We start from the raw sequence: 17,188 nt of genomic DNA, 5'->3' as shown, positions 1-17,188 counted from the left end.
GGTATGGCCAAACCCCTGCGCTGGCGGGCTTCTGCGTCCGTCTGCCGCGAGCCTTAACCATAAAACGGACTAGTCCGAATCAGGCGATTGACTCCGACAAGCGGAGTATATTAACTCTTTATTAACGATTAGAGCAGCGCAGGGGAAATTCCTAATAAAGCTGTCGACAACTTTTGATTGCGCGGATCGATCCGGAAGGTACGGATGCGGGCGCGTTGCAGGGGATCTGTATGCAGTCTTGGACCGGGGTTAAGGCAAGTTTCGCGGCGCTGTGTGCGCTTTTCATTTCCACGAACACGGCAATTCCCGCACAGGCGGGAGCTACTCCCTGGATGCAGACCGGCGCGGTGACCTCGCAGCCGATCGGGCATTACGAGTTCTGTCAGAAGCACAGGGGCGAGTGCAGCGTCCGTTCGAAGGCGACGGTGCCGCCGCGTGTCACCGCCGGCGGCTGGGCTGCCATTCGCCAGGTCAACGCTTCCGTCAACCGGCAGATCGCGCCGGTAACAGACATCGAGCTTACCGGTCGGGACGAGGTGTGGTCCTATCCGGGGAGACAGGGCGATTGCGAGGACTTCGCGCTCGAAAAGCGCAGACGCCTCATGCAGAAGGGCTTCTCCGCCGGCAACCTGCTGATGACGGTGGTGCGCAAGCCGGATGGCGAGGGCCATGCGGTGCTGACGGTACGCACAGCGCAGGGCGACTTCGTTCTCGACAATCTCGACGATGGGGTGAAGCTGTGGACGCACACGCCCTACCGCTTCCTCAAGCGGCAGGCGACGACTCACAGCGGCCGTTGGGTCACCATCGACAATGGCGGGGAAGTGCTCGTCGGTTCCGTCGGAAACTGATCCCGTCGAACGGTTCCTCTCAAAAAGGCCGCATCCTGCGGCCTTTTTTACGCGTGTCGGTGAAATCGCTCGGATACCCAAAGCGGGCTTCGTGGTAACGCGTGCCGTCCCCGAAACTCCTCCTTCCTGTGCTCGTCACAGGAATCCAGCCAGACCAGGTCCTTGGGCTGAAAGAGCTCAGCACCGCGCCGCAGACGCGGTGCTGTTGCTCGCTGTAAACGAGCACGACTCCAGAGCACTTCCAGGAAAAGTGTCTAACGGTTTTCGTCCGGAAGTCCGTTGATTCAAATGGGTAGAGCGCTTCAGTGTCTCTACGGAACATTGAAATGCTCTAAGCATTCCCGATGACGATGCCGGCGGCAAGAACCAGGCCGCCACCGAGCACCACCTGAAAGGCGGCCCTCAGAAAGGGCGTTTCCATATAGCGATTCTGGATGAAGGCGATTGCCCATAGTTCGAAGAAGACGATTGCCGCTGCCGTCATTGTCGCGGTCCAGAAATGCGGAATGAGATAGGGCAGAGCGTGGCCGAGACCGCCGAGTGCCGTCATGATGCCCGAGGCGAGCCCGCGCTTGACCGGCGAGCCGCGGCCGGAAAGCTTGCCGTCATCATGCGCCGCCTCGGTGAAACCCATCGATATGCCTGCGCCGACGGAGGCCGACAGACCGACGAGAAAGGTCTGCCATGTATCCTGCGTGGCGAAGGCTGCGGCGAAGATCGGCGCGAGCGTCGAAACGGAGCCATCCATCAGTCCCGCGAGGCCCGGCTGCACATAGGTGAGTATGAACTGGCGGCGTGAGGTCTCATCTTCCTCGTCGCGCACGTCCACGGGCGTATGCTCCTCACCGAGCCGGCGGGCGAGCGATTCATGCGACTTCTCGGCAATCGCCAGATCGCCCAAGAGCTTGCGCGTCGCCGCGTCCTGCGTGCGCGCCGCAGCCTCGACGTAAAACCGGTGCGCCGCCTCCTCCATCGCCTCGGCTTCGGCGCGCGCCTTTTCGATAGGCATCTCGGCGATCAGCCAATCGGGCTTGCGCTCCGGAAAATCGCGCACGTGTTCGCGCCGAACGAGCGGGATGCGGTTGCCGAAACGGGCGACGTGCAGGTCGATCAAGGCCTGGCGGTGGTGGCTCTCCTCCTCCGCCATTTCCTCGAAGACCCTTGCGGAATGGGGATATTTTTGGCGCAGAGCGTCGGCATAGGCGAGATAGATGCGTCCGTCATCCTCTTCCGAGGATATGGCGAGGGCAAGGATTTCCTGTTCGCTCAAGGACAGGAACGGACGTTTGTAACGGGAGAAAAGCCGGGAGAGCATCGCAAGACCTTCTTTAGAATAATTCTAAATAAGCGCCGATGCGTGAGGCGTCAAGGCGGTGGATCGGCGGCAACGCGTCCATCTTCGCGGCGCGCACTCGCCCCCTCCCCTTGTGGGGAGGGATTGGAAGGGGCAACCCTGAGGTTGAGTCAAACCGCCAGATCGAGCGCCTTTTCCTTCTCGATATAGGTGCGCTGCAGATCGGTGATGTAATCACGAACGATCGGCGCCGCGTCGCGTGATCGCGACAGCTGCATATGAAAGACGAGCTGGCTGCCGGTGCGGAACATCATTTCCGCGCTGATCAGGTAGAACTCCCACATGCGGGCGAAGCGCTCGTCGTACATCGCCACCACCTTGTCGCGATTCTCGTCGAAGCGCGCGCCCCAATGGGCGAGCGTCGTAGCATAGTGCACGCGCAGGAATTCGAGATCGGTCACCCACAGACTGTTGCGTTCGACCACCTCGAAGACCTCCGACAGTGCCGGGGAATAGGCGCCGGGGAAGATGTACTTGCGGAGCCAGGCGCTCGCCATGCCGGGCGGGCTCATATGGCCGATCGAATGGAGCACGGCCAGCCCGTCATCCGGCATCAACGCATTCAGTTTCTTGAAGAACTCGTCATAGTGATGGACGCCGACATGCTCGAACATGCCGACCGAAACGATCCGGTCGAACGGCCCCTCGACGTCGCGGTAGTCCTTGAGTTCGAAGCGCACGCGGTCCGCCATTCCGGCCGCACGTGCCCGCTCGGAGGCGAGCGCCTGCTGTTCCTTGGAAAGGGTCACACCCAGCACCTCGACGTCTTCGAGCGAGGCGAGATAGAGGGCGAGATCGCCCCAGCCGCAGCCGATGTCGAGTACCCTCATGCCCGGCTTCAGACAGAGCTTTGCAGCAAGCAGTCTGAGCTTGTTTCGCTGCGCAGCCTCCAAAGTCTCGTGCGGCTCGCGGAAATAGGCGCAGGAATAGAGCATGTTCTCGTCGAGAAACAGCTTGTAGAAATCATTGCCGAGATCGTAATGATGCGCGACGTTCTGCTGCGCCTTGCCCTTGGGGTTGGCCTGCTGGCGCTTGCGAAAGCGCATCTTCACCGCCCGTAGCAGCTTCTGGATCGGATAGGAGCCGAGCGACAGGCGGTTGATCGAAAAGAGCGTCAGGAAGTCCCGCAGCGTCGAGCCTTCCTCGAAACGCATGGTCCCGTCCATATAGGCTTCACCGGCGGCGAGCTCGGCATTGAAGACGAGGCTGCGATAGAGCCGCTTGTCGGTGAGTCGCATCGTCACGCTCGGCCCCGGCTCGCCGGCAAAGACGTGCCGCTTGCCGTCGGCATCGATTACAGTGAGCGTCCCCTTGCGAATGAACGACTTCATCATATGCGATAATGGAAACATGCAGTGCCGCGCCTCTCATCCCGATCCGGAGGGCGGCATCCTAAGCACTTCCAGAAAAAATGTGTAACGGTTTTCCGTGCGGAAGCGCTCGGTTTCACAGGCTTCGAGCGTTTCGCCGCTTCAATTGAACGGTGAAACGAGAACGGGGACGGCGGTCATCGACTACCGTCCCCGTTTCGATCTCCGTCAGGACAGATCAGTCCTTGGCGCGCTCGACATAGGACCCGTCTTCCGTCGCAATGACGACGCGGGTGCCGGCCTGGATGTGCGGCGGCACCAGGGTACGAACCCCGTTCGAAAGCACGGCCGGCTTGTAGGAGGAGGAGGCCGTCTGACCCTTGACGACCGGCTCCGTCTCGGTGATTTCGAGAGTGACGTGGCGCGGCAGGTCGATGGCGATGGCAATGCCTTCGTGGATCGACAGCATCACGGCCATGCCTTCCTGAAGATAGGCCTTCAAATCGCCGATGTCTTCGGAGCTCATGACGAGCTGGTCGTAGCTTTCCGGGTTCATGAAGTGGAAGCCTTCGCCATCTTCATAAAGGAAGGTGTGCTCGCGGTCTTCGACGAAGGCGCGCTCGACCTGCTCGGTCGTGCGGTAGCGCTCGGAGACCTTCACGCCGTCGGAGATGCGGCGCATGTCGACCTGCGTGACCGGCGTGCCCTTGCCCGGATGGAAGTTCTGCGCGGTGAGCACGACATAAAGCTTGCCGTCGACGTCGAGAACGTTGCCCTTGCGGACCGAAGAAGCGATGACCTTGACCATTAGTCTTCCTTGTAACAGAGGTATCAGCGACACGAGCGGGCCGGAGATCGGCCCGGAAGGGACGCGAAAATTCAGTTTTCGCGCCGCCACTATCCTAATTTCGCGCAAATAGCCAGCCTGAGCGGGCATTCGCGCGGAAGAAAGCCTGGACCGAACCGACCATGCCGCATGCTTCTCCCTGGTGGACACCCGATGTCCATGCCGACCGGCGCCCCTTCCTGATCGGGCGCAATCGTATCCAGTCGGCGCTCCGCCGGTTCTTCGACGAACGCAGCTTCGTCGAGGTCGACACGGCAGCGCTGCAGGTGTCGCCGGGCAACGAGGCGCATCTGCATGCCTTTGCGACCGAGGCGCTTGGGCTCGACGGCTCCGTCCAGCCGCTCTATCTCCACACCTCTCCCGAATTCGCCTGCAAGAAGCTCATTGCCGCCGGCGAACGGCGCATCGCCTGTTTCGCCCATGTCTACCGCAACCGCGAGCGCGGCCCGCTGCATCATCCGGAATTCACCATGCTCGAATGGTACCGCGCCGAGGAGAGCTACGAGACGCTGATGAATGACTGCGCCGGAATTCTCGCGCTCGCCGCCGAGACAGTCGCCGCGCGGTCCCTCGTCTATCAGGGAAGAGCGTGCGATCCTTTCGCCGAGCCGGAGCGGCTCTCGGTCGCCGAGGCCTTCGCGCGCTTCGCGGGGATCGACCTTCTCGCCTCGATCCGGGAAGACGGCTCCACCGACCGCGACAGCCTCGCGGCGGCCATGCGGGAGGTGGGCCTGCGTGTCGCCGGAGACGATAGCTGGGCCGATCTCTTCAGCCGCGTGCTCGTCGAAAGGGTCGAGCCCAATCTCGGCTTCGGGCGCGCCACGATCCTCGACGAATATCCGGTCGCCGAGGCCGCACTTGCCCGGCCTGCAGCCGGCGACCCTCGCGTGGCAGAGCGTTTCGAGCTCTATGCCTGCGGCGTCGAACTCGCAAATGCCTTCGGCGAATTGACCGATGCCGCCGAGCAGCGCCGCCGGTTCGAGCTGGAAATGGCTGAAAAGGCGCGGGTCTACGGCGAGACCTACCCGATCGACGAGGATTTCCTCGCGGCGCTCGCCGGCATGCCCGAGGCGAGCGGCATCGCGCTCGGCTTCGACCGTCTGGTCATGCTGGCAACGGGCGCATCCCGCATCGACCAGGTTCTTTGGGCCCCCGTCGCGGAGGCCAGGCCATGACCGCGGAACGCGCCATCAGAACAGCGCGTGAGCTCGCCGACGCCGGTCTCGTCGGGCCAGAGCAGGAAGAGGCGATTTCCCGTGTCGCGTCCCGCTACGCCGTAGCCATAAGCCCGGCAATCGCGCGCCTTGTGAACCGGGACGATCCGAACGACCCGATTGCGCGGCAGTTCGTGCCCGACATGGCCGAACTCACGCTCATGCCGGAAGAGCGTGCCGATCCGATCGGCGACGGCACGCACAGCCCGGTTGCCGGCATCGTCCACCGTTATCCGGACCGGGTGCTCCTGAAGGCGGTTCATGTCTGCCCGGTCTACTGCCGCTTCTGCTTCCGCCGCGAGATGGTCGGCCCCGAGGGTCTCGGCACGCTCACGCCCGCGGAACTCGATGCGGCGCTCGCCTATATCGCCGGGCGCCCGGAAATCTGGGAGGTGATCCTGACCGGCGGCGATCCGCTGGTGCTCTCGCCCCGGCGGCTTGGCGAAATCATGGTGCGGCTCGCAGAAATCGAGCACGTCAAGGTCGTGCGCTTCCACACGCGCGTGCCGGTGGTCGAGCCCGAACGGGTGGATGCGGGGCTGATCGCCGCTTTGAGGAGCAGCGGCAAGGCGACCTATGTGGCGCTTCATGCCAACCATCCGCGGGAACTCACCGCCGAGGCGCGCGCCGCCGCCGCGCGGCTGATCGATGCGGGCATCGTCATGGTGAGCCAGTCGGTGCTGCTGAAGGGCGTCAACGACGACCCGGACGTGCTCGCCGCGCTGATGCGCGCCTTTGTCGAGACGCGGATCAAGCCCTATTACCTGCACCATCCGGATCTTGCGCCCGGCACCAGCCATTTCCGGCTGTCCATCGAGGAGGGCCAGGCGCTCGTCGCCTCGCTGCGTGGACGCGTCTCGGGCCTTTGCCAACCCGCCTACATCCTCGACATTCCCGGCGGCCACGGCAAGGCCATCGTCAGCGCGAGCGCGATCGAGGCGGAAGGCGGCGGCTGCTACACGGTCACCGACTTCCGCGGGAACAGGCACGACTATCCGCCGAAGGGGTGAGGCCGTATCGGAACGTGAAAGGGCCGCCCGGACGATCCGCGCGGCCCTTCGCCATAACGTTGAAGCCGTTCAGCCCTGTTTGATCGGCGCGATCGAGATTTCGACGCGGCGGTTCTGGGCGCGGCCGACCTCGGTGGCGTTCGACGCAATCGGCCGCTCTAGGCCGTAGCCCACTGCCGACATGCGCCGCTGGTCGACGCCGCGGCTGGCGAGATAGTTGGCGACCGAGGCCGCGCGCCGCTCCGAAAGTCCCTGGTTGTAGGAGGCGCTGCCGGTGGAGTCGGTGTGACCGTCGACGTCGATCAGCGTCTTGTTGAACTTGCGCAGCACGATCGCAACCGAGTCGAGGGTCGGGTAGAAGGCCGGAATCACCTGGTCGCGGTCGGTCGCGAAGGTGATGTTCGACGGCATGTTCAGGATGATGCGATCGCCGGCGCGGGTGACCGAAACGCCGGTGCCCTGCAGCTGCGCCCGCAGTTCCGATTCCTGCTGATCCATGTAGTTTCCGACCAGGCCGCCGCCGAGAGCGCCGATGCCTGCGCCGACAAGAGCGGCATCACGCCGGCCCGCTGCACTGCCGCCCACCAGAAGACCGGTCGCAGCGCCGAGACCCGCGCCGATCAAAGCGCCTCCGGCCGTGTTCGACATCTTCTGTTCTCCCGTATAGGGATCGGTGGTGGTGCATCCGGAAAGATAGACGGCCACGACAGCCAGGATGGCGCATTTCTTGATCATCGAATCAATTGTCCCCATTGGTGCTCAGGATCGGTTCATACTATCGATTGCGGCAGGAAGATGAAGGGGCCTTCTACTTTCCCCGATCGGGAGTATTGCGGTGCACCATTTCTGCCGGACCTCGCCATATTGCTGACCAGAGGGCCCGCTAACCGAAGGTTCACGCGCTTGGCGCTATGGTCTGCCGGGCCCGGTTCGGCGTAAAGAATGCGAACCGCGGGCGCCGCATGGAGCGCCCGCAAATCGTGAAGGGAAAAAATCATGGCGGTCGAGTTCGGCGATTCGCAACGCAGCCTCAGCGACACGCTCACCGGCATGATCGCTTCGATCAGAGGCAATACGATCACGCTGCGCGAGCTGATGATCGAGATCGGCGAGCAGGGCTTCCTCCTTCTTTGCGCGCTGCTGACCCTGCCGTTCCTGATCCCGGTTTCCATTCCGGGCGTCAGCACCGTCTTCGGGGCGGCCATCATTCTCATTTCGCTCGCGATCACCCTCAACCGCGTACCCTGGCTGCCGAAGCGCATCCTCGATCGGGAGATCGACACGGAAAAGCTCGTGCCGACGCTCCGCAAAGGTGCGGCACTGGTCTCGAAGCTCGACCGCTATGTGCGCCCGCGGGTCAATTTTTTGACCGAAGGCGCCCTGATGAACCGTTTCAACGGCCTGATGATCATGGCCGGCGGCGTGCTTCTCATGTTTCCGCTCGGGCTGATTCCGCTGTCGAACACGCTGCCCGGCATCGCCATCCTGCTCCTGTCGCTCGGCATCATCCAGCGCGACGGGCTGATGGTGGCCGGCGGCTATTTCTTCCTCTTCGCGACCACCGTCTATTTCGCAGTCCTCGGCTATGCCGCTTTCGCCGCCGGCCAGGGGCTCTCGCACTTCTTCGTTTCGTGATTGCGACGGCAGCCGGACGGGTCCATCCGAGCCGCCCTATGTGGCAAGGTGCTTGTAGAAGAACGTCGTCGCGCAATAGCGGCCGTCCGGCATCAGCGCGTAGTCGGGAACGACACCGGCGCGCGTCCAGCCGAAGCGCTCGTAGATCGCTTCGGCCGGCTCTCCGGTCGCCGTGTCGAGGACCAGGACTCTTCTGCCGCGCCTGAGGGCTTCCGCCTCGGCTGCGTCCATCAGGCGACGCGACAGGCCGAGACCGCGGGCGTCGCGGTGCACGAGCAGTTTCCTGACATCGGCGCGATGCGGCTGGTTCGGCATGGTGCCGACGCCGAGCTGCACGGTGCCCGCCATCCGGCCATCGACTTCGGCCGCGAGGAGAACCGTTTCGCCGCGCCCGACGGCGGCGGCGACGCCCTCCCAGAATTGAACGGCGGCGTGCGGCGAAAAGGGATGCATGAAGCCGACCGAAGCGCCGCCTTCGACGCAATCGGAGAGGATTTCGGCCAGAGCCGGCAGGGCGGCCAGGGTTTCTTCTGCGGTGAGCACGCGTATATCGGCGTCGGGCATGTCAGACCTTGTTGCGGCAGAGGATGACGGCGTAATGCGCCGGTTCCTCATGGGGATTGTAAAAAATGTGGGCCTCTTCAAGCCCCATGAAGAGGCAGTCGCCCGGCTCCAAGAGCTGCCGTCCGCCTTCCATCGTCAGTTCGAGGCGACCGGAAAAAAGCCAGAGGTGCTGGGTGATGCCGCGGTCCATCGGCTGTCGCTCGAAGACGACGCGGGCGCCGGGCGGAAACTCGACCTCGACGATGTCGACCGGCGAACCGACGCCTTCGGGTGAAACGGAACGGCGCAGGTAGCCGCTTTCGGGATCGCGCCACAGCCGCTGCTCCGCGCGCCGGGCCAAGGGCGAGGCTTCGCTCCTCTCGGAAGCAAAAAGCGCCGAAAGCGTCGTGCCCAACGCGCTGCATAGCTTCGCCAGAAGCTGCGCCGTCGGGCTCGCCTCGCCGCGCTCGATGCGCGAGATCATGGCGCGGCTGACGCCGGAGCGGCCGGCCAGGTCGTCAAGCGTCAGATCCCCCGCCATGCGCAGCTCGCGCAGCCGCATGCCGATGGTCTCTTCGAGAGGGGCGAGTACCTTTTCCATTATCTGAGAGTGCATTTCTCATATAATGGAGTCAAGATGATCGAAGCGAGAAATAAATTCACGCATGCCGCTTTGACGACAGCGCCGGTCCGCGTCCTGCTTTATCGTCCGGACTCTGCGCCGATTCTTAAAAAACATCCAACTTCAATAATTTAGATCATCTTCATACGATCGGCAGAAGGACAGGCAGATGCATCGATCTCCTTCGTCGCTGCTGTCGATCGCGAGCATAGTCGCCTCCATGACATCGGTCGCGGTCGGCAACGGCATGATGCTCGCCTATGTGCCCTTCGTGCTGACGCGCTCGGCGGCGCCGGATTGGGTCCCGGGAGCCGCCGTGACGGCGATTGCCTTCGGCGGGCTGATCGGCTGCCTCATGGGCGGCTCCCTCATTCGCCGCGTCGGCCACGCCCGCGCCTTTTCCTGCTCGATGGCGCTGGTCATTCTCGCGGCGCTGACGATCAGCCTCGGCGTCCACCCGCTGCTTTGGGTCGTCGCACGCGGCCTCTACGGCATTGCCGCCAACATGAATTTCATCATCACGCAGAGCTGGCTCAACCATGCCAGCGAGAACCACTGGCGCGGCCGGGCGATGGCGCTCTTCTACATGGCCTATGTCATCGGGCTCGGCGCCGGCGCCTGGCTCTTCGGGCAAATCCCGGTCGAGGGCAATCTCGCCCCGATCGTCACGATCTTCTTCACCGCGGTCGCCATCCTGCCGATCGGCCTCACGCGCCTGCCCACGCCGCCCGCCCCTGCCCGGGTCAGCATCGACATTCCCATGGTCTGGCGGATTTCTCCGGTCGCCTTCATCGGCGTGCTTGCATCCGGCGGCCTCTCCATGCTGGTACAGGGCTTTACGCCGATCTATGCCGCCGCCAATTCCGTCAGTCAGAAAGACGTAGCGGCATTGATGTTCGTCATGCAGTTCGGCCTGCTCTTCATCCAGTATCCGATGGGCGCCCTTTCAGACCGCACCGACCGCCGGATCGTTCTCATCGCCACCTGTATGCTCGTCATCGCCGCGGGCATCGCTGCGCTCGCCGCCTCCTTCGACAACCTGCTCCTGCTCATGCTGGTTTTCGCGATGTTCGCGGGGGCGGTCGAGACGGTCTATTCGATCGCCAATGCGCATGCCAACGATCGCACCGATCCGGCAGATTTCGTGCCGCTCGCCAGCACCATGCTGGTCGCCTGGTCGGCAGCGGCGACCCTCGTTCCGATGCTCGTGACCTTGCTGACGCCGGCCTTCGGCCAACGGACCTTCATCTATGCGACGATGACGGTAGCGCTCCTCTACGCCCTTTTCGTGCTCGTTCGCCTCCGCTCTCGCGAACGCGTCCCGCCCGAGCACTGCGACAGCTTCGAATTCAAAAGCGCCCAGGTGCCGAATGCCGCGGCACTCGCCGAGACGGAAGCGCGAGCGGAACGGCCGGTCAGACGCCCGGATTTATAGTGAACGAAGCCTTCATTTCCCGCTTTGCGCCGCCTGATCGCGCTGCTATATGCGGCCCATGAGCACACCATCTTCCAAGACGCCCCTGTCGCATATCCGCAACTTCTCGATCGTGGCGCATATCGATCACGGCAAATCGACGCTTGCCGACCGGCTGATCCAGTCGACCGGCGGCCTCGCCGAACGAGAAATGTCCGAGCAGGTCCTGGACAGCATGGACATCGAGCGCGAGCGCGGCATCACCATCAAGGCCCAGACCGTGCGCCTGCACTACAAGGCGAACGACGGCGAGACCTATGTGCTGAACCTCATCGACACGCCCGGCCACGTCGACTTCGCCTACGAGGTCTCGCGCTCGCTTTCAGCCTGCGAAGGTTCGCTGCTCGTCGTCGACGCCAGCCAGGGCGTCGAAGCCCAGACGCTCGCCAATGTCTACCAGGCGATCGACAACAATCACGAGCTCGTCACCGTTCTGAACAAGATCGACCTGCCTGCGGCCGAGCCGGAGCGGATCAAGGAGCAGATCGAGGAAGTGATCGGCATCGACGCCTCCGACGCCGTGCTGATCTCGGCCAAGACCGGTCTCGGCATTCCGGATGTGCTGGAGGCGATCGTCCATAGGCTGCCCGCCCCGAAAAGCGAGGGGGGCGACGCCGCGCCCTTGAAGGCGCTGCTCGTCGACAGCTGGTACGACGCTTATCTCGGCGTCATGGTTCTGGTGCGCGTCATCGACGGAACGCTGAAAAAGGGCATGACCATCCGCATGATGGGGACGGATGCGAAGTACCAGGTGGAGCGCGTCGGCGTGCTGACGCCGAAGATGGTTGCCATGGAGGCGCTCGGCCCCGGCGAAATCGGGTTCATCACGGCTTCTATCAAGGAAGTGGCGGACACCCGCGTCGGCGATACCATCACCGAGGACAAGCGGCCGACGGCCAAGGCGCTGCCCGGCTTCAAGCCGGCCCAGCCGGTCGTGTTCTGCGGCCTCTTCCCGGTCGACGCCGCCGACTTCGAGGACCTGCGCTCGGCCATGGGCAAGCTGCGCCTCAACGACGCCTCCTTCTCCTTCGAAATGGAATCCTCCGCCGCGCTCGGCTTCGGTTTCCGCTGCGGCTTCCTCGGACTCCTGCATCTCGAAATCATCCAGGAGCGTCTGGAGCGCGAATTCGATCTCGATCTGATCGCGACGGCACCCTCGGTCGTCTACAAGCTGTTTATGACCGATGGCTCGGAGCGCGAGCTTCACAACCCTGCCGACATGCCGGACGTGGTCAAGATCGCCGAAATCCACGAGCCGTGGATCCGTGCGACGATCCTGACGCCCGACGAATATCTCGGCGGCATCCTGAAGCTCTGCCAGGACCGTCGCGGCATCCAGATCGAGCTGACCTATGTCGGCACCCGCGCGATGCTCACCTATGACCTGCCGCTGAACGAAGTCGTGTTCGATTTCTATGATCGGCTGAAGTCGATCTCCAAGGGATACGCCTCCTTCGACTACCAGATCACCGAGCACAAGGAAGGCAACCTCGTGAAGATGTCGATCCTCGTCAACGGCGAGCCGGTGGACGCGCTGTCGATGATGGTGCACCGGATGGCGGCGGAAAAGCGCGGCCGCGAAATGTGCGAAAAGCTGAAGGAACTGATCCCGAAGCACATGTTCAAGATCCCGATCCAGGCCGCCATCGGCGGCAACGTGATCGCCCGAGAAACCATCTCGGCTCTGCGCAAGGACGTGACCGCAAAGTGCTACGGCGGCGACGCCACCCGAAAGCGCAAGCTGCTGGAGAAGCAGAAGGCCGGCAAGAAGCGGATGCGCCAGTTCGGCAAGGTGGAAATCCCGCAGGAAGCCTTCATCGCCGCGCTGAAGATGAGCGACGAGTGATTTCCAATCAGGTCGACGCGCATAGAATATGCGCATCGGCCTGAAGCAAGGCGAAACGCGCGTCGTCGACCTGCGGGCCGCGTGACGAAAAGCGCCGCCGCCACGGACTTTGCGTTTCAAGGCTTCCGATCTTCTTGCGCGATCCGCCATGATCGCCACGGGCGCTGCGGTGTCTCAAGTGGCGACGCGGGCTTGACTTCGTTGGCGAAGTTTCCGACCTTCAGACCATGCCAGTGCTCGCGATCCATTTCCGCTGTTCTTTCCGGGTCTGCCCCATCGCAGGAACCTGACCCCGGCCCGGATGCGTGCGCTCTCCGGGTAAGGGGACCTGCGCATCGGCGAGCGGAGGGCCAAGCCTCCACCCCCGAGCGGCGAGCGTAAATCATCCTCGACATTTCACTTTCGGCGCAAGCAGAGCGGTGCGCCCAGGCACAGGTATCATCATGGCGGACAAGACAACCCGCAAGAAGCTTCCCTCGATCGTCATCAATGCCGAAGACCATGCACGTCTGACGGCGATCGCCTCCTGGGCGCTCGACCGTGTCCCGGAAGTCGCGGAGGCGCTGCTTTCCGAACTCGACCGCGCGCGAATCGCCGCGCCCGGCAAGCTGCCCAAAGACAGCGTGCAGATGGGCTCGACCGTCGCCTTTGACGCCGACAACGGTTTTGCGAAGGAAGTGAGGCTCGTCTACCCGGGGGAGGCCGACATCGAAGCCGGCAAGATTTCCGTACTGACGCCGATCGGAGCGGCGCTTATCGGCCTTTCCGTCGGACAGTCGATCGACTGGGTCGACAGGGCCGGCAAGGTACACCGTATGACGATCCGCAGCGTGATGCCGCAGGCGGGCTGAGCGTGCCGCCGGCGCAATTGCTCGAAGCGGCCGGACCGAGCCGGCCGCTTTCAAAGCGCTTCAGGCAAAATGTGTCGCCGCCCGGAAGCGCTCCAATTCAAACAGTGAGATCAGAATTGGCGGCCGAGCTTGGCATCGACGGACTGGCTGTTGGCGCCGCGAATGGCAAAGAAGAGCGTGATCGCCGCCCAGAGGATGGATTTCTCCGCCCCGCCAAGGCCCTGCCCCTGGACGATGCCGTGGAAATAGACGGTGACGAGCAGCACGATCGTCGCCGCGAAGGCAGCAGGCCGCGTCAGGAAGCCGATGGCAATGAAGATGCCGCCGAAGAACTCGGTCGCCGAAAGCAGGGGCGACCAGAAGACGCCCGGATAGAACCCAAGCCCCTCCACCATGCCGGCCGCGCCGAAGGGATTGAGGATCTTGCCGTAGCCGTGGGTGACGAGCAGCAGGCCTGCCACGACGCGCAGCAACGTCTCGGCGAAAGTATCGAGCGGCAGATAAATCTTTTCGAGCGCCGGCAGGATCGCGCGCGGTCGATTGTTGGCAGCGGTATCGGTCATGAAATCCCTTTCGTATCCATTGCAAATCAGGGGTTTCTCTTGCCTTAGGCCTTTTGGAAAACAAGGGCTCAGCGTCAAAAACATGACCGCTCAAGCTGACATTTATGTGAGACATGCGTGAAGGCGTGGATTGCGGCGCTTGCGCGACGACGCTGCTCCATGTTTCCTGTGGCGCGAAAGCCAAGTGAACAGGACATGCGAGATGAGCGAAAAGCCACGCGTCACCATCCTCTATTGCACCCAGTGCAACTGGCTGCTGCGCGCCGGATGGATGGCGCAGGAATTGCTGTCGACCTTCGCCGACACGCTTGGGGAAGTGGCGCTCATTCCCGGGACCGGCGGCAATTTCGAGATTCGCGTCGATGGCGCGTTGATCTGGGAACGCAAGCGCGACGGCGGCTTTCCCGGGCCCAAGGAGCTGAAGCAACGCATTCGCGACGTGATCGAGCCCGAGCGCGATCTCGGCCACACGGACAGGAGCTAGAGCACTTCCAGGAAAAGTGTGTAACGGTTTTCCGTCCGGAAATGCGTTAGAGCAAATGGTTAGAGCATTTCAGTGTTTCCACGAAACATTGAAATGCTCTGCTATCGCAACCGGCGCCTGCTCCCGCACCGGTGGCGCCGTAGAACTCAGCTATGGGCGAAAATGTCCGTTTCCTCCCAGCCGAGCAGATCGAGCTTGGCACGCGTCGGGAGAAACGAAAAGCAGGCCTCGGCGAGTTCCATCCGGCCATCGCGCAGGAGCCTCGCCGTCAGCTTGTCGCGCAACGCATGCAGGTGGAGCACGTCGGATGCGGCATATTCGAGCTGCGCCGGCGAAAGAATGTCGGCGGCCCAATCGGAAGACTGCTGCTGCTTGGAAATGTCGATGTCGAGCAGTTCCTTGAGGTTGTCCTTGAGGCCGTGCCGGTCCGTATAGGTGCGGGCGAGGCGCGAGGCGATCTTGGTGCAGAAGACCGGCGACGCGGTGACGCCGAAGGTATGGAACAGCACGGCGATGTCGAAGCGGCCGAAATGGAAGATCTTCTGGCGCGTCGGATCGGCGAGCATCGAGACGAGATTCGGCGCCTGTTTCTGGCCGGCGGCAATGCGGATCACATCGGCAGTCCCGTCGCCCGACGAGAGCTGCACGACGCAGAGGCGGTCGCGACGCGGGACCAGGCCGAGCGTTTCCGTATCGATCGCGATCGCGCCCGTATAACGGGCGGCGTCGGTCTCGGAAATGTCCCCCTCGTGGAACCTTATTGTATTCGCCATCGAAAATCCCCAGATCGTTACTTGCATGATTCCCGGAGAACGGTTCAGGAAACCTGCTGAGATACAAGTGCTGCAGCGACCCGGCCAGTCTGATCAGGCGCGCGGCGCTGTGGAGCGTAGCTGGCCTATAGCGCATGTTGGCCGGCCGCGATACCTTGTCCTTCGGCAGACGTTCCGTTTGCCGGCACCCCGAGAAAGTTCGTATATGACCTGGTTCCGTTTCGCCCTGGCGGCTCCCCTCGTCGCCCTGATGTCGACCCTCTCGCCCGGTATCGGCCTCGCCGCCGGGGCGACATTCGAGCTGGCGCAGGCCTTTCACGACCTGCCGGGCGTGCGGCCGGCAAACCCGCTGGGCGACGATAAGAACATCGTTTGCCGGCAGGTTTTCATCGACCGCTACGGCCCCTTCGAGTCGTCTCACGGCCGTCCCCGTTACGATACGGTCTACCGCTGCCGCGAGGGCAGCGGCCCGATCTTCCAGAGCGGCGAGCTGCCGCCGTCGCTCGAGCGGCAGAAGCGCGGCCTCAACTACTGAGTTCGAATCAGACAAAGGCACGCTTGCATTGCGCGCTCGGGACAGGCGAAACTGCGTCCCGGACGGCACTGACTGGAGGAAAACATGCCCGAAACCGACAGGCCGCAAAGCGACAGGCCACTTGTCATCAGCGCGCCCGCGCCGCGTACGCTCGATCTGATCTTCACGCCCGACGCGCTCGAGCGTCTTCACAGGCGCTACCGCGTGATCGAAGCCGATCCGGAGAATATCGCCGGGCTCGGCTCCGCCGTCCTCTCCGAGGTCCGCTATATCGTCGGACAGCCGCCGCTTTCCGCAGAAACGCTCGAACGCATGCCGCAGCTGCGGGCCGTTCTCAACGTCGAAAGCAACCTCATCGACAACATGCCCTACGACGTGGTTTTCCAGCGCGGCATCCACGTGCTCACCACCGGCCAGGTCTTCGCCGAACCGGTGGCGGAGATGGGGCTCGCCATGGCGCTCAACCTCGCCCGCGGCATCGTCGATGCGGATGTCGATTTCCGCGAGGGCCGGGAACGCTGGGGCGGTGAGGGAAACAAGTCCGCCCGGCTCCTCTCGGGCTCGGAGATCGGCATCATCGGCTTCGGCGATCTCGGCAAGGCGCTTAACCGCGTCCTTTCGGGATTTCGTGCGAAGATCCGCGTCCATGATCCCTGGCTGCCGGCCTCCGTTCTTCTCGACGCCGGCGTCGAACCCGCGTCGCTCGAGACGGTCCTCGCCGAGAGCGACTTCCTGTTTGTTGTCGCAGCGGTAACCAGTGACAATGAGGGCTTCCTCGGCGCCAGGGCCTTCGCGGCCATGCGTTCGGGCGCCGCCTTCATTCTCCTGAGCCGCGCCGGCGTCGTGGATTTCGATGCATTGATCGCAGCCGTGGAAAGCGGCCATATCCGCGCGGCAAGCGACGTCTTCCCGGAGGAGCCCCTGCCCCCTGGACATCCCGTCCGCCGGCTGGCCGGCTTCCTGCGCTCGGCGCACCGGGCCGGTGCGCTCGACGTCGCCTTCAAGAGGATGGGCGAGATGGTGCTCGAGGATATGGAACTGATGGACCGCAGCCTGCCGCCGATGCGCTGCAAGCGGGCGGAGCGGGAGACGGTGGCCCGAATGCGCTCGAAGCCCGTCACCGTCAACTGAAGAGTGATGAGCCGCAAAAACTGTCGTAGCCGACCAACGACAAAACACGCAGCAGATCGAAGTGCTGCAGCGATCTTTGCGCGTCCGACCGGACGCGCGGCGCTGTAGCGCAGGTCGTATACGGCCGGTGGTGCTATGAAAATGC

At 63.3% G+C, this 17,188-nt stretch carries 18 protein-coding genes; 10 read left to right on the top strand and 8 right to left on the bottom strand.

Translation table 11 applies throughout. The annotated features are described in order from the left end of the window. Nucleotides 1-230: 230 nt before the first annotated feature. Nucleotides 231-851: a transglutaminase-like cysteine peptidase gene (locus tag ACTJKL_RS08560; protein WP_026168499.1), complete on the top strand. Its 621-nt coding sequence runs from the start codon at nt 231-233 to the stop codon at nt 849-851. 331 nt (nt 852-1,182) lie between these two features. Here the strand turns inward: ACTJKL_RS08560 and mbfA are convergent, their stop codons facing one another. The 3 genes from mbfA to efp all read right to left on the bottom strand — a co-directional run bounded on the left by mbfA (nt 1,183) and on the right by efp (nt 4,323). After that, nucleotides 1,183-2,166, bottom strand: coding sequence for an iron exporter MbfA (gene mbfA, locus ACTJKL_RS08555; protein ID WP_379937121.1), 984 nt, complete (start codon nt 2,164-2,166; stop codon nt 1,183-1,185). Between the two features lie 149 nt (nt 2,167-2,315). Beyond that, nucleotides 2,316-3,557, bottom strand: coding sequence for a cyclopropane-fatty-acyl-phospholipid synthase (cfa1, locus tag ACTJKL_RS08550; protein ID WP_018093891.1), 1,242 nt, complete (start codon nt 3,555-3,557; stop codon nt 2,316-2,318). A 196-nt stretch (nt 3,558-3,753) separates the two neighbouring features. Then, the gene (gene efp / locus ACTJKL_RS08545; RefSeq protein ID WP_004435501.1) at nt 3,754-4,323 is read right to left on the bottom strand and encodes an elongation factor P; all 570 of its coding nucleotides are present in this window, start codon (nt 4,321-4,323) and stop codon (nt 3,754-3,756) included. 161 nt (nt 4,324-4,484) lie between these two features. On the opposite strand from efp, the gene epmA reads away from it, so the two are divergent. Together epmA and ACTJKL_RS08535 are read left to right on the top strand one after the other, a co-directional pair. Next, nucleotides 4,485-5,537, top strand: coding sequence for an EF-P lysine aminoacylase EpmA (epmA, locus tag ACTJKL_RS08540; RefSeq protein ID WP_379937123.1), 1,053 nt, complete (start codon nt 4,485-4,487; stop codon nt 5,535-5,537). Beyond that, a complete protein-coding gene (locus ACTJKL_RS08535; protein WP_100669844.1) occupies nt 5,534-6,586 on the top strand; it encodes a lysine-2,3-aminomutase-like protein in 1,053 nt (350 codons plus the stop codon). Before epmA ends, ACTJKL_RS08535 begins: the two co-directional genes overlap by 4 nt. 69 nt (nt 6,587-6,655) lie before the next feature. Here the strand turns inward: ACTJKL_RS08535 and ACTJKL_RS08530 are convergent, their stop codons facing one another. Continuing rightward, nucleotides 6,656-7,321 carry a YiaD family glycine zipper/OmpA-like lipoprotein gene (locus ACTJKL_RS08530; RefSeq protein ID WP_033047230.1) on the bottom strand — a complete coding sequence of 222 codons (666 nt, stop codon included), beginning with the start codon at nt 7,319-7,321 and terminating at the stop codon, nt 6,656-6,658. A 261-nt stretch (nt 7,322-7,582) separates the two neighbouring features. Here ACTJKL_RS08530 and ACTJKL_RS08525 point away from each other — a divergent pair, with 261 nt between their 5' ends. Next, nucleotides 7,583-8,221, top strand: a complete 639-nt coding sequence (locus ACTJKL_RS08525) for an exopolysaccharide biosynthesis protein (RefSeq protein ID WP_033047229.1) — start codon at nt 7,583-7,585, stop codon at nt 8,219-8,221. A 36-nt stretch (nt 8,222-8,257) separates the two neighbouring features. Here ACTJKL_RS08525 and ACTJKL_RS08520 read toward each other — a convergent pair whose 3' ends face one another. Both ACTJKL_RS08520 and ACTJKL_RS08515 read right to left on the bottom strand, forming a co-directional pair. Continuing rightward, entirely contained in the window at nt 8,258-8,785 is a 528-nt protein-coding gene (locus ACTJKL_RS08520) for a GNAT family N-acetyltransferase (protein ID WP_100669846.1), read from the bottom strand. Between the two features lies 1 nt (nt 8,786). Further along, complete coding sequence (locus tag ACTJKL_RS08515; RefSeq protein ID WP_338279302.1) at nt 8,787-9,365, bottom strand: helix-turn-helix domain-containing protein; 579 nt, start codon at nt 9,363-9,365, stop codon at nt 8,787-8,789. A 190-nt stretch (nt 9,366-9,555) separates the two neighbouring features. Between ACTJKL_RS08515 and ACTJKL_RS08510 the strand changes: the two genes are divergently transcribed. From ACTJKL_RS08510 to rnk, 3 genes are all read left to right on the top strand, one after another. After that, entirely contained in the window at nt 9,556-10,821 is a 1,266-nt protein-coding gene (locus ACTJKL_RS08510) for an MFS transporter (protein WP_324762712.1), read from the top strand. A 49-nt stretch (nt 10,822-10,870) separates the two neighbouring features. Next, the gene (gene lepA, locus ACTJKL_RS08505) at nt 10,871-12,706 is read left to right on the top strand and encodes a translation elongation factor 4 (protein ID WP_018093883.1); all 1,836 of its coding nucleotides are present in this window, start codon (nt 10,871-10,873) and stop codon (nt 12,704-12,706) included. Nucleotides 12,707-13,149: 443 nt separating this feature from the next. Continuing rightward, entirely contained in the window at nt 13,150-13,557 is a 408-nt protein-coding gene (gene rnk, locus ACTJKL_RS08500; protein ID WP_440852684.1) for a nucleoside diphosphate kinase regulator, read from the top strand. 110 nt (nt 13,558-13,667) lie between these two features. Here the strand turns inward: rnk and ACTJKL_RS08495 are convergent, their stop codons facing one another. Next, complete coding sequence (locus ACTJKL_RS08495; protein WP_010968461.1) at nt 13,668-14,120, bottom strand: DoxX family protein; 453 nt, start codon at nt 14,118-14,120, stop codon at nt 13,668-13,670. A 202-nt stretch (nt 14,121-14,322) separates the two neighbouring features. On the opposite strand from ACTJKL_RS08495, the gene ACTJKL_RS08490 reads away from it, so the two are divergent. Continuing rightward, complete coding sequence (locus ACTJKL_RS08490) at nt 14,323-14,604, top strand: Rdx family protein (RefSeq protein WP_004435540.1); 282 nt, start codon at nt 14,323-14,325, stop codon at nt 14,602-14,604. Nucleotides 14,605-14,750: 146 nt separating this feature from the next. Here ACTJKL_RS08490 and ACTJKL_RS08485 read toward each other — a convergent pair whose 3' ends face one another. Further along, complete coding sequence (locus ACTJKL_RS08485) at nt 14,751-15,377, bottom strand: ribonuclease D (RefSeq protein ID WP_100669850.1); 627 nt, start codon at nt 15,375-15,377, stop codon at nt 14,751-14,753. A gap of 205 nt (nt 15,378-15,582) precedes the next feature. Between ACTJKL_RS08485 and ACTJKL_RS08480 the strand changes: the two genes are divergently transcribed. Further along, a complete protein-coding gene (locus ACTJKL_RS08480) occupies nt 15,583-15,912 on the top strand; it encodes a hypothetical protein (RefSeq protein ID WP_100669851.1) in 330 nt (109 codons plus the stop codon). Nucleotides 15,913-15,996: 84 nt separating this feature from the next. Continuing rightward, complete coding sequence (locus tag ACTJKL_RS08475; RefSeq protein WP_440852683.1) at nt 15,997-17,043, top strand: hydroxyacid dehydrogenase; 1,047 nt, start codon at nt 15,997-15,999, stop codon at nt 17,041-17,043. Nucleotides 17,044-17,188: the final 145 nt, after the last annotated feature.

This window comes from Sinorhizobium sp. 22678 (assembly GCF_052044265.1).
GTDB lineage: Bacteria > Pseudomonadota > Alphaproteobacteria > Rhizobiales > Rhizobiaceae > Sinorhizobium > Sinorhizobium meliloti_A.
The sequence above is the reverse complement of the archived record's forward strand: the minus strand, read 5'-3'. Positions and strand labels throughout refer to the sequence as shown.

Coding starts and splice junctions, on each gene's coding strand:
- efp (WP_004435501.1), bottom strand. CDS start 4,323: ATGGTCAAGGTCATCGCTTCTTCGGTCCGCAAGGGCAACGTTCTCGAC.
- lepA (WP_018093883.1), top strand. CDS start 10,871: ATGCGGCCCATGAGCACACCATCTTCCAAGACGCCCCTGTCGCATATC.
- epmA (WP_379937123.1), top strand. CDS start 4,485: ATGCCGCATGCTTCTCCCTGGTGGACACCCGATGTCCATGCCGACCGG.
- ACTJKL_RS08515 (WP_338279302.1), bottom strand. CDS start 9,365: ATGGAAAAGGTACTCGCCCCTCTCGAAGAGACCATCGGCATGCGGCTG.
- ACTJKL_RS08480 (WP_100669851.1), top strand. CDS start 15,583: ATGACCTGGTTCCGTTTCGCCCTGGCGGCTCCCCTCGTCGCCCTGATG.
- ACTJKL_RS08485 (WP_100669850.1), bottom strand. CDS start 15,377: ATGGCGAATACAATAAGGTTCCACGAGGGGGACATTTCCGAGACCGAC.
- ACTJKL_RS08520 (WP_100669846.1), bottom strand. CDS start 8,785: ATGCCCGACGCCGATATACGCGTGCTCACCGCAGAAGAAACCCTGGCC.
- ACTJKL_RS08530 (WP_033047230.1), bottom strand. CDS start 7,321: ATGATCAAGAAATGCGCCATCCTGGCTGTCGTGGCCGTCTATCTTTCC.
- ACTJKL_RS08535 (WP_100669844.1), top strand. CDS start 5,534: ATGACCGCGGAACGCGCCATCAGAACAGCGCGTGAGCTCGCCGACGCC.
- ACTJKL_RS08525 (WP_033047229.1), top strand. CDS start 7,583: ATGGCGGTCGAGTTCGGCGATTCGCAACGCAGCCTCAGCGACACGCTC.
- ACTJKL_RS08510 (WP_324762712.1), top strand. CDS start 9,556: ATGCATCGATCTCCTTCGTCGCTGCTGTCGATCGCGAGCATAGTCGCC.
- rnk (WP_440852684.1), top strand. CDS start 13,150: ATGGCGGACAAGACAACCCGCAAGAAGCTTCCCTCGATCGTCATCAAT.
- ACTJKL_RS08475 (WP_440852683.1), top strand. CDS start 15,997: ATGCCCGAAACCGACAGGCCGCAAAGCGACAGGCCACTTGTCATCAGC.
- ACTJKL_RS08495 (WP_010968461.1), bottom strand. CDS start 14,120: ATGACCGATACCGCTGCCAACAATCGACCGCGCGCGATCCTGCCGGCG.
- ACTJKL_RS08490 (WP_004435540.1), top strand. CDS start 14,323: ATGAGCGAAAAGCCACGCGTCACCATCCTCTATTGCACCCAGTGCAAC.
- cfa1 (WP_018093891.1), bottom strand. CDS start 3,557: ATGTTTCCATTATCGCATATGATGAAGTCGTTCATTCGCAAGGGGACG.
- mbfA (WP_379937121.1), bottom strand. CDS start 2,166: ATGCTCTCCCGGCTTTTCTCCCGTTACAAACGTCCGTTCCTGTCCTTG.
- ACTJKL_RS08560 (WP_026168499.1), top strand. CDS start 231: ATGCAGTCTTGGACCGGGGTTAAGGCAAGTTTCGCGGCGCTGTGTGCG.